Source organism: Vibrio sp. McD22-P3 (genome assembly GCF_021568915.1).
Taxonomy (GTDB): domain Bacteria; phylum Pseudomonadota; class Gammaproteobacteria; order Enterobacterales; family Vibrionaceae; genus Vibrio; species Vibrio mediterranei.
Genome location: NZ_JAKGTN010000008.1, coordinates 220,476 through 230,889 on the forward strand (window position 1 = coordinate 220,476; position 10,414 = coordinate 230,889).

The window sequence follows — 10,414 nt, forward strand, 5'->3', positions numbered from 1 at the left end:
ATTTACGGCATGTTGAGTCGGTGTTCATCATAATATTTACTGTCCGCCAGCGATTTGATCTTGCCAATCAAGAGTAGAGAACCAGTATTCATAGCGATCTTTTAGCCAACCATCATCGGTACGAGCCTGAATCCACTGATCAAAGAATACTTTTTTGTCCTCTTCATCCAAGCGCACTGCAAATGCTTCGTTACCTTTTGATAAACGCTCACTAAACGGAATAAACAGGGCATTGGCGTGTTTAATTGCTTCATGCTCTGGCTTAGGGCTAGATGCGATAACTGCATGCGCGTTACCGTTGAGTACTTCTTGAAACGCTTGGGCGTCATCGTCAAATTGTAAGACTTTGGCTTTAGGGAAGGTTTCACGAGCAACTTGAACCGTATAGGCACCTCGTCTTGCTGCGATCTTAACTCGACGAGAATCGAAGTCTTCAATGGTCGAGAAGCCTTCTGCAAGTTTCTTACTCGCGGCAATTTGAACCCCTGAATGAGAGTAAGGTGTAGTGAAGAGAACACTCTTAGAACGCTCTGGTGTGATCGACATACCTCCGATGATCACATCAAATTTTTGCGCCAATAGAGCCGGAATAATACCGTCCCAGGCAGTGGGAACAAATTCTACTTTCCAGCCTGAGTCCTCTGCGAGGCGTTTAGCAACATCGATTTCAAAACCAATCAAATCACCTTGTTTGTCACGCATAGCCCATGGAACAAAGGTGGACATACCAACGCGTAGCGTGCCTCGTTCATTGATCTTGTCCAGGTTTGGAGTGTCACTGGCAGCGACACCTAGAGACACCGCCATACCGATAGCAGCGGTAGTGATGGCTCTAATTATGTTTTTGAGTTTTCCTTGCATAGTCTGACTCCTTGATTGCGATTTAAGTTAAATCGATTGCGATTGGTTTAAGCGATGCTCCAACCAAGCGGATAAAGCGGATAACGTAAGTGTTAGTACTAAATAAATAGCGGCCACGGTAAACCAAATTTCAAAAGGCATGGCCGTTTCTGAAACGATGTTGCGACCCTCTGTGGTTAAATCGAAAATAGCCATAACGCTGACGATGGATGAGTTTTTTATTAGCGATACGATTTCATTGGTGAGTGGAGGGACAGTGCGTCTCACGACTTGAGGCAGTATCACATCGTAATAGGTGTAGAATCGCGACAAACCTACTGAGCGGCAGGCTTCAAATTGCCCTTTAGGGATGCTGTTTAAGCCTGCTCGCAATATCTCTGCTGTATAAGCACCTTGAAATAAAGCCAGCGCGAACACGGCAGTAGAAAAACGATCAAGACCTATAATTGGACCAAACACAAAGTAAAGCAGGTAGATTTGAACAAGTAGTGGTGTATTTCGAATCCCTTCGACATAACAATGAGCTATGCCACGACCAACGACTGAGTTTGATGTTTTAAGTAAGGCAGTAATGAGTCCAAACAACAAGGTGAAAACGAGCGCTAGTCCACTGATTTTGAGTGTTACGACAAGTCCTTCAAGCAGCTCAGCGGGCCACCACTGTCCATCTTCATAAAAGGCGAGGTAATCGGGTACGCGTTCCCATTGCCAGCGATAGCCCATCGCTTGGGCTCCGCTATCGAGCAGCCAAACAAGCGCGACAGTGACTAATGCGATCTGTATCAATGCCGATAGAACTGGCTTAATAATCTTTAATATCATCAGTGATTTAAGATCTTATCTAAGAAGGCTTTTGTTCTAGGGTGTTGCGGATTATCAAAAATCTGGCTCGGCGGAGCGGATTCTAGAATTTGTCCTTCATCCATAAAGATTACTCTGTCTGCCACACGTTTGGCGAAGCCCATTTCATGAGTAACACAAAGCATGGTCATCCCTTCTTCTGCCAACTCAACCATCACATTGAGCACTTCACTGATCATCTCAGGATCGAGCGCTGAAGTCGGTTCATCGAACAGCAATATGTCAGGCTTCATACAAAGAGAGCGCGCTATTGCTACCCTTTGCTGCTGACCACCAGACAGTTGAGAAGGGTACTTGTTCGCTTGCTCGGCGATTTTCACGCGCTCAAGCATTTCGAGTGCACGAGATGTGGCCTCTTTTTTAGATAGCTTGAGTGTGCGAATAGGCGATAGAGTGAGATTTTCTAACACAGTAAGGTGTGGAAATAAATTGAAGTGCTGGAATACCATACCAACTTGTCCGGGCTTTATTCCACTAGAGTTTATAGCTTGCCCCAATACTTGGATGTCACCATTATTGTATTGCTCTAATCCGTTAATGCAGCGGATTAATGTGGACTTTCCTGAGCCTGAAGGGCCGCAGATTACGACAATTTCACCTTGGAGGACTTCGAGGTTAATTGCTGAGAGAGCTTGGAATTCCCCAAACCATTTATCGACGTTGTTAAAGCTGACAGCGTTCACTTGGAACCCATTGTTTTTGTTATATGCGTCTACATTAGCAATATCGTTAAGCTATAACAAGCGCTTGAGAAGTTAGTTGAATAATAAGTGTGTCAGAAGTGATGTCACACTTCTGACACCAGAAGATTTAATGGTCTACTTGTCGAGGGAGCTCAGATAAAAACGCTTGAAAGCTTCTTTCTCGTACTTTATCCAGAACAAAGCGAAGCTCTTCGATAAGGTCGGCCTTTGCCCAATCTATGCGGATGTCGATCGGTGCGAGATGCGCAAATTCAATACGCAATGATGCAGAAACTGTACCTCGTTTGTCTCCACCCGCTGATAAGGCCGCTTCTAAAGCGCTAATAAGTGCATCGGGCAAAGTTGCTTCATAGTCTGGTTTATATTGAGGGGCCTCAATGTGCTCCAATACCGCTTGGGAGTTTATGGTCGTTTGTTCAATAAATACTCGACTGAATTGCTCTAAGACTTGATGTCCCTCTAACATATTGCCTGCCACTGCAATAGTTGGATAGCTAAGGTGACCAATGTAAGCAATATTGTCGCTGCCATCTAACGCAGCGGATGCTCCGTTTTGGTCCATAACAAGACATTGTCGTTGACTATGTCCTGAGTCTAACGCAGTCAGTTCGTTGATAATATCTCTGGCGGAAGTACCTTGCTGTAATTTGTTTTTGGCAAAGTCTGCATACCAAGGATTGGTAAATAACCCTTGGGTAGCACATGCACCAACGGAGCGCCAAGAATGATTGACATATCCGCCAACGCAAGGACCTCCTGTCGCAGTAATGGACGCAGAGGTTCCGGTTAATGGATTAAAATGTAATAGAGATATTGTCATAGTCTTCTGGAAATGGGAGGCGCAGTGCCTCCACTTATAATTGAAGTTAGTAGCCGATTAATTGGCCAATGAATAGTGCGACCCAGCTTAGTCCGTATACCATAAGCATGAATGGCATAATGGCTTTAAGCCATTGCTCGTAAGAAACTCGTCCCAATGCCAGCATAGCTAAAGTACCGCCCGATGTTGGAACAATTAGGTTGGTTAAACCATCGCCAACTTGGAATGCAGTAATCATCAGCTGACGACTCATTCCTACCAAATCAGCAACAGGAATTAGAATCGGCATAGTTACCATTGCTTGCCCTGAACCTGATGGAACAAACAAGTTGATAATACCTTGCACGACACTGGCTACGATCGCAGAGATCGCAATTGGCATATCTTGGATTAGAGAGCTAAGTGCATTAACGATGGTGTCGATGATCTGTGCTTGATCTAGAATCACCTGAATGGATGCCGCGACACCGATTACCAAGGCACCTGCGGTTACACCTGATGCACCAACCATCATTTCCTTGACGATTTGGTTAGCATTCATTTTGTTGATGATACCGATAACAATCGCCATGAGCAGGAATAAACCTGCAATCTCATTGATGTACCAACCATTGGCGAAAACACCGTAAAGCATCACACCAAGGCCTGCAACAAAAGCAGCAAGCGTGAGCTTGTTCTCTCGATTCATCGAGTATTCGCTAAGATCTTTCTTAAGGCCGGCGGAGTCATCTTGTTCTACAAAGTCCATTTTGGTGACTTTCTTGCAGATAAAGAGTGAAAGAAGAGCCAGCGAGGCGATAACAAGAGCGGTACGCAGGCCAGCGCCAGAGAAAGTAGGCAGTTCTGCAATACCTTGAGCAACACCTACGGTATATGGGTTAATAGGTGACAAAGCAAAACCAACACCGATACCACCCACTGCCATTACGGTACCTACTAGGCTTGAATAACCGACCGCCGCGGAAATCAAAACAGCGACTGGGACCAACGCAATGTTATTTTCAAAACCAACCGCAACACCGAAGAAACCATAAATAAACGTACCAATAGTGATTATTAGGTTACGGTTTTCTACTCCTACGCGATTTACTGCGACACCAATAGCATTTTCTAATGCTCCGGAACGTTGCAGAATATGGAACAACCCACCAGCGATAAACACAATGAACAGGTAAGGTGCTGCACTAATCAAACCTTTCGGAATGGCGACGAAAATATCAAAGAAATGCACCGATGGTGCATCTTGAAGATACGTAAACGACTCAGGAACTACCGTTGTTTTTCCATCAACAACGGCCCTTTCAAATACGCCTGCTGGAACGATAAATGTGAGCAAGTAAGTTGCCACCAAAATGCCAAAAATTAAGACCATAGGGTCTGGCATTGACTTGTACCAGGGGCGTTTCGATGTTGTGTCAATCTGATTGGTCATTTCCATGTCCAATATTCTCCATAGTTTGATTCTAGGTTGATTCTTTACGTTTTTATATCGCTAGGCAGAATTCTTTTAGTACTTGTAAAGATGCTTGTAAGTCTTCCTGAGTAATCGCTTCGTCAGGATGATGACTTACGCCATCAGTGCATCGCATGAACAGCATTGCGATGTCGGTTAGAGAGCTGACCGCGAGGCCATCGTGACCAGCTCCACTGAATAAGGTTTTCGGTTTAATACCACAGGTTTCGACAGCTTGAGTTAGCTTATCTGACAGGGCCTTTGAACATTGAACGGCTTGTTGCTCATAGGTCTGCGTATGGTCGTAACTGAGATTGAGTGCATTAAGTTGTTGCTGAATAGACGCTAAAAATGTCGCTCTTGCTTTACGGCGCTTCTCATCAATAGGAGAGCGAAGTTCAACGGTAATATGCGTTTTCTGTGGGATGACGTTCACGCCGTTAGGGTAGTTTTCTATTTTTCCTATCACGCCAACGAGATCTCTATCACTTTTACACAGGGCGTCAAAAGTGCTGATTACACTTGCAGCGCCGACAAGAGAGTCTTGGCGGTTGTGCATTGGAACAGTACCAGCATGTCCCGCTTTGCCATGAATGGTTATGGTATGTCTCTCTATCCCAGTGATAGCGGATACAACACCGACTGGCAGTTGTTCGGCTTCAAGCTGTGGGCCTTGTTCTATGTGCAGCTCAACAAAACCAATGACTTCTTCTGCGTCGTAGGCATCATTTTCTATTTGCTGTGTCTCACAACCAAAGTCGTGAAGTGCGTCTTGCAGCGATACCCCTTGTGAATCCTTAGCGTCGAGCATTGCAGGGTCGAAAATACCGGAAATGGCTTTCGAGCCGAGTAGTGTTGATTGAAAGCGAGTGCCTTCTTCATCACTAAAGGCGATGACATCAATGTTATACGGAAGTTGAATATCTTGCTGGTTCAGGTGGTGAACGAGAGCGAGTGGGACAACGACTCCCAAAATTCCATCGTACTTACCACCATTAGGAACGGTGTCTTGATGTGAACCAAAGATGAGAGTCTTTGCGTTTGATTCCGCGCTGGCGTATCGGCCAATTAGGTTGGCGGCATTGTCCATTCTCACTGACATGCCTGACTCCATCATGTATTGCTTAAGTAGATTGATGGCCTCTTTATGTTCTTTTGTGGCACAAAGACGGGTTACGCCTTCTACATCAGGGTTGGTTGTCTCAGAACATTTTGCTAGTTGCTCAAGCCAATCCCAAGCTAGTGATGAAGTGGATGCAATGGTCATATTTATTCTCGTTTTTGATGCTGCGTTTACTTATTTATCATGATAAATTGGCAAAATACACTATTTATCATGATAAATGCAATCGATGTCGTCGCTTTTGTGAGTATGATTTGTAACGATATTGAGAGCTGATAACCTTGTGTTTTAAGGTAACTGCTTCACCCGACAGGGAGTTTCAGTTACCGTAGACATTGAAATCGAGTAAAAATAGAGGTGTCTTTTGACCGTCAAAAAACGACGAACCGAAAACGTAGCGTCAGCGATTAAAAAATGGATTGTGGAACAGAAGCTTCAGCCAGGAGATAGACTTCCTAATGAAGTGGAAGTGATGGAAATGTTTGACGCCTCAAAAAGCACAGTGCGCGAATCGATGCGACTATTAGACGCTCAGGGGCTATTGCAGACAAAAACGGGTCCCAAAGGTGGTGTCTTCGTTTCCGAAGTCTCTGAAGAAAAAGCGCAAATGTTGCTGAGTAATTATCTATTCTTCAAGGAGACTTCAATTGAAGATTTGTATCAGCTACGTCTCGCATTAGAGCCCCAACTTGCCGCCAGTTTAGCGGGTAAACTAACGTCGAATCAGCTCAAAGAGCTAAAGGACCAAACCAAATTGTATGCTGAGCCTCCTCGTGATATTTATGAAGAGCGAGAGCATCACTTAGCGTCGATTGAATTCCATCGTATTTTGGCAAGTTTTTCCTCCAATGAGTTACTAAAACTGGTTATCCGCTTTACTGCTCAAATGTTGTCAGATATGACAATCTACAAGAAGCTATATGAGCCAGAAAACTACGATCTCTGGCGCACAGGTATAGATAGCCAACTTTCATTAATTGAGGCATTGAGAGTTGGTGATTCTGAAATGGCGTATAAAGTCATGCAGAAACATATGAAAACTGCGTTGAAACTAATGAAACTTCAAGAAGTTGAAATGGAGAATCGTTTTCTTGATGTAATTTAGGTCATAATGACTCAGGTGTGTTTTAATGTTGTGATTGTGGTCTAGGTCTAAATGACTGTTTTAATTGTGATTTTTGTGTTAAAAGTCTTTAATTACAATAAGATAAAAATTGGCACACGTTATGCTATAGAGACTTCAGGAATAATCAGCTTTGGCAAAGTACCAAGGCACGAATTAAAATACTGGAGTCCTCATTATGTTCTGTATTCAATGCGAACAAACTATTCAAACCCCTGTTGCTAAAGGGTGTTCTTATACTCAAGGTATGTGTGGCAAAACGTCTGAAGTTTCTGACCTACAAGACGTGTTAGTGTATACCCTTCAAGGGGTTTCATTCTGGGCCGATCAGGGTCGTAAATTCGGTATCGTAGACCAAGAAATCGACCAATGGGCGCCTAGAGCATTCTTTTCTACGCTAACTAACGTTAACTTCGACCCTGAACGCATCATCGAGCTTGCCAATCTGGCTGCAACATATAAAGCGCGTCTTCAAGAACAAGTTCAAGCTGCCTCTCTAGTACAAGGTATCGCGATTGATGAACTTTCTCCTGCGGCTCAGTTTGACTTACCAACTACAAAACAAGCGCTATTAGAATTTGCTCCGACTGCAGCGGTAAACCGTGGTCACGATAGTTTACATGAAGACGTGATTGGCCTTCGTTTACTCTGTCTCTACGGCCTTAAAGGTGCAGCCGCCTACCTTGAGCATGCTCGTGTGCTCTCTCAAAAAGATGAAGCGGTCTATGGTGAGTATCACCAAATTATGGCTTGGTTAGGCACTGACCCTGTCGATTTAGAGCCATTACTGAATACCTCGATGCAAATTGGTCTTATGAATTACAAGATCATGGAAATGCTAGATAAAGGTGAAACGGAAACCTTCGGTCACCCTGAGCCGACTCAAGTTAACGTTAAAACGGTAAAAGGCCACTGCATTCTAGTGTCTGGTCACGACCTTCATGACTTAGAGAAAATCCTTCAACAAACAGAAGGAAAAGGCATTAACGTCTACACTAATGGTGAGATGCTCCCAGCTCACGCTTATCCAGAGCTTAAGAAGTACCCTCATTTAGTCGGTAACTATGGCAGCGCATGGCAGAACCAGCAAAAAGAGTTTGCCAACTTCCCTGGTGCGATTGTAATGACGTCTAACTGCCTGTTGAATCCTAATGTCGGTCAATACGCGGACCGTCTGTTCACGCGCAGCATTGTAGGTTGGCCAGGTGTGGCGCACATTGAAGGGGACGATTTCAGTCAAGTGATTGAATGTGCACTTGCACAAGACGGCTTCCAGCACGACGAAATTGAACACATGATCACGGTTGGGTTTGGTCGCAATGCGCTAATGCAAGCAGCACCAGCAGTCGTCGAACAGGTGAAAGCGGGCGCAATCAAGCATTTCTTCTTGGTTGGTGGTTGTGATGGCGACAAGGCAGAGCGTAGTTACTACAGCGATTTTACAGCTCAAGCTCCGGAAGATAGTGTTATTCTGACGCTGGCGTGTGGCAAGTTCCGCTTCAACAAAAACCAGTTTGGTGACATCAATGGTATTCCTCGCCTATTGGATGTGGGTCAGTGCAATGACGCTTACTCTGCTATCCAATTGGCGTTAGCGCTTGCTGATGAGTTTGATTGTGGCATTAACGAATTGCCACTAACTCTCGTCCTATCTTGGTTTGAGCAAAAAGCGATTGTCATCTTGTTGACACTCTTCGCTTTAGGCGTTAAAGGCATTTATACCGGTCCAACGGCTCCTGCATTCCTTACAGATAACCTGCTTAGCATCTTACAAGAGAAGTTTGATATGCGTGGTATTTCTACCGTAGAAAACGACTTAAAGACGATTTTGGCAGCGTAAAAAAAGGTACTAGAAATGGCGTTTAAGGCGCCATTTCTTATTCAGAGGAATGATGTAATGGCATGGTCCCAATCAGATACGATAGAACTGACATGTACTAAAAAGTGGTTTGAAACACCAGATTCGGTATCGTTTGAACTTGCTTCAAAGTCCGGCGAGACTGAATTTCAATTCAAACCGGGTCAATTCTCATCGCTTGGCTTTGATATTGACGGCAGTAAAGCGTATCGAGCTTATTCAATTAGTTCAGTACCGGGGAGTAAAACGCTTAAATTCACAGTGAAGCGCGTCGCAGGCGGTTTGGTGTCAAACCATATTGTTGAGCAGCTTGAAGTTGGTGCTCAGGTAGAAGCGTTAGCACCACTTGGTCATTTCAATAATATTGACTGTCAGCCCAAAAACAAAGTGCTAATGATCAGCGCGGGATGTGGTATCACACCTGTCATGTCCATGGTCGATCAATGGCTAGTGGACGGTGCAGATGTCAATATCGAATTTCTCCATCTTGCGAAGAGCAAACAAGATGCAATTTACTTTGATAGGTTGGTTGAGCTTAACCAAACGGTCGATAACTTCGCACTAAAAATGTTGCTTGAAGACAATTCTGGCACAGATTTTCCGCAAGGTTTGATAAATCTTGAATGGCTAACGTCGTTAATTCCTGACTTTCATGAACGCACCGTTTATTTGTGTGGTCCAACGGGCTTTATGGAGGTAGTTAAATCTTCCCTAGAGCAAGCCAACTTTGATATGTCGGAGTTCCATCAAGAAAGTTTTACGCCGACTGATGTTACGCTAGACATGGAAGAGGGCGTTGTAAAAGTAGCGGTGCCTGACTTTGGCGTTGAGCTTGATGCTGATAAGGGAACCTTGTTAATTGATGCCTTGGAGAAGGGAGGCGTGCCGGTTATTGCAGCTTGCCGCAGTGGTATTTGTGGTTCATGCAAATGTAAGGTGAAAGTTGGCCAAGTAGACTCTACCAGCAACGAAACATTGACTGAAGAAGATAAAGCCAATGGTTTTGTGTTGGCTTGTTCCAGTACCATTAAATCGGATGTAGAAGTGAGCTTGAATTGACGGATTGTTGATAATTTGCACTGTTTTGGGAGGGCGTATCGACTAGTACGAGCGCCCATTTTTTAACGGATATCAACTCTAGGTATGACTTTTTGAGCAAGACGAACAAGACTGTGCTTGCTTGATCAACTGCTGGAAATGAACATCATCAAATGACTTTGAAGTTGGCTCCAAGTGAGATTGAGGACAAGGGTTGGTCACATAATGACTGGGACTCAATAAGGCATAGGCAGCGAGTAAGGCGATAGCAAGAGCGACAAGACTTTTCATGGGAAATCAATATGAAATAAGTGATGAGTTACCATAACGAATGGCTGTTAGAAGGTCGTTTCTAAGAGTATTAATAATGATTAAATTAATCCTTAGTGTTACTCCATCATGTGCGGAAAGAAAACACGGGTTAGAATAACTATCACAGTGACTATCAGATACATAATATAGAGCGAATGTAGTCGGTTACTCGGATATCTGTGAACGTAAATCAGTCGAATATAGAAAATACAAACGGCTGCAATGAGCAGCAAGATAACCTCTATCAAGTTTCCCAAGCTT

The 10,414-nt window shown here is 44.1% G+C and carries 11 protein-coding genes; 3 read left to right on the top strand and 8 right to left on the bottom strand.

Annotated elements, in window-relative coordinates:
* Positions 1 to 36: 36 nt before the first annotated feature.
* The 6 genes from L2W36_RS11850 to L2W36_RS11875 form a co-directional block, all read right to left on the bottom strand.
* The gene (locus L2W36_RS11850) at positions 37 to 807 is read right to left on the bottom strand and encodes a transporter substrate-binding domain-containing protein (RefSeq protein WP_443088393.1); all 771 of its coding nucleotides are present in this window, start codon (positions 805 to 807) and stop codon (positions 37 to 39) included.
* Between the two features lie 81 nt (positions 808 to 888).
* Positions 889 to 1,683 (bottom strand): amino acid ABC transporter permease, encoded by a 795-nt coding sequence (locus tag L2W36_RS11855; RefSeq protein ID WP_006069113.1) that lies wholly within the window; start codon positions 1,681 to 1,683, stop codon positions 889 to 891.
* Positions 1,683 to 2,405 carry an amino acid ABC transporter ATP-binding protein gene (locus L2W36_RS11860; RefSeq protein ID WP_124941843.1) on the bottom strand — a complete coding sequence of 241 codons (723 nt, stop codon included), beginning with the start codon at positions 2,403 to 2,405 and terminating at the stop codon, positions 1,683 to 1,685. The genes L2W36_RS11855 and L2W36_RS11860 overlap by 1 nt, the downstream gene beginning before the upstream one ends.
* A gap of 127 nt (positions 2,406 to 2,532) precedes the next feature.
* Positions 2,533 to 3,246, bottom strand: a complete 714-nt coding sequence (locus L2W36_RS11865; protein ID WP_236110126.1) for a DUF1028 domain-containing protein — start codon at positions 3,244 to 3,246, stop codon at positions 2,533 to 2,535.
* A 46-nt stretch (positions 3,247 to 3,292) separates the two neighbouring features.
* The gene (locus L2W36_RS11870; protein ID WP_006069110.1) at positions 3,293 to 4,684 is read right to left on the bottom strand and encodes a YfcC family protein; all 1,392 of its coding nucleotides are present in this window, start codon (positions 4,682 to 4,684) and stop codon (positions 3,293 to 3,295) included.
* Positions 4,685 to 4,730: 46 nt separating this feature from the next.
* On the bottom strand, positions 4,731 to 5,966 hold the full coding sequence (locus L2W36_RS11875) for a M20 family metallo-hydrolase (protein WP_236110128.1): 1,236 nt from the start codon (positions 5,964 to 5,966) through the stop codon (positions 4,731 to 4,733).
* A gap of 220 nt (positions 5,967 to 6,186) precedes the next feature.
* Between L2W36_RS11875 and L2W36_RS11880 the strand changes: the two genes are divergently transcribed.
* The 3 genes from L2W36_RS11880 (at position 6,187) to L2W36_RS11890 (ending at position 9,862) form a co-directional block, all read left to right on the top strand.
* The gene (locus L2W36_RS11880; RefSeq protein WP_006069108.1) at positions 6,187 to 6,927 is read left to right on the top strand and encodes a FadR/GntR family transcriptional regulator; all 741 of its coding nucleotides are present in this window, start codon (positions 6,187 to 6,189) and stop codon (positions 6,925 to 6,927) included.
* Positions 6,928 to 7,123: 196 nt separating this feature from the next.
* Positions 7,124 to 8,785, top strand: a complete 1,662-nt coding sequence (hcp, locus tag L2W36_RS11885) for a hydroxylamine reductase (protein WP_006069107.1) — start codon at positions 7,124 to 7,126, stop codon at positions 8,783 to 8,785.
* Between the two features lie 57 nt (positions 8,786 to 8,842).
* On the top strand, positions 8,843 to 9,862 hold the full coding sequence (locus L2W36_RS11890; RefSeq protein ID WP_236110129.1) for a hybrid-cluster NAD(P)-dependent oxidoreductase: 1,020 nt from the start codon (positions 8,843 to 8,845) through the stop codon (positions 9,860 to 9,862).
* Positions 9,863 to 9,940: 78 nt separating this feature from the next.
* On the opposite strand, the gene L2W36_RS11895 is transcribed toward L2W36_RS11890, so the two are convergent.
* Both L2W36_RS11895 and L2W36_RS11900 read right to left on the bottom strand, forming a co-directional pair.
* On the bottom strand, positions 9,941 to 10,132 hold the full coding sequence (locus tag L2W36_RS11895) for a hypothetical protein (protein WP_236110130.1): 192 nt from the start codon (positions 10,130 to 10,132) through the stop codon (positions 9,941 to 9,943).
* Between the two features lie 98 nt (positions 10,133 to 10,230).
* On the bottom strand, positions 10,231 to 10,414 hold a 184-nt coding region (locus L2W36_RS11900; RefSeq protein ID WP_236110131.1), incomplete at its 5' end, for a hypothetical protein.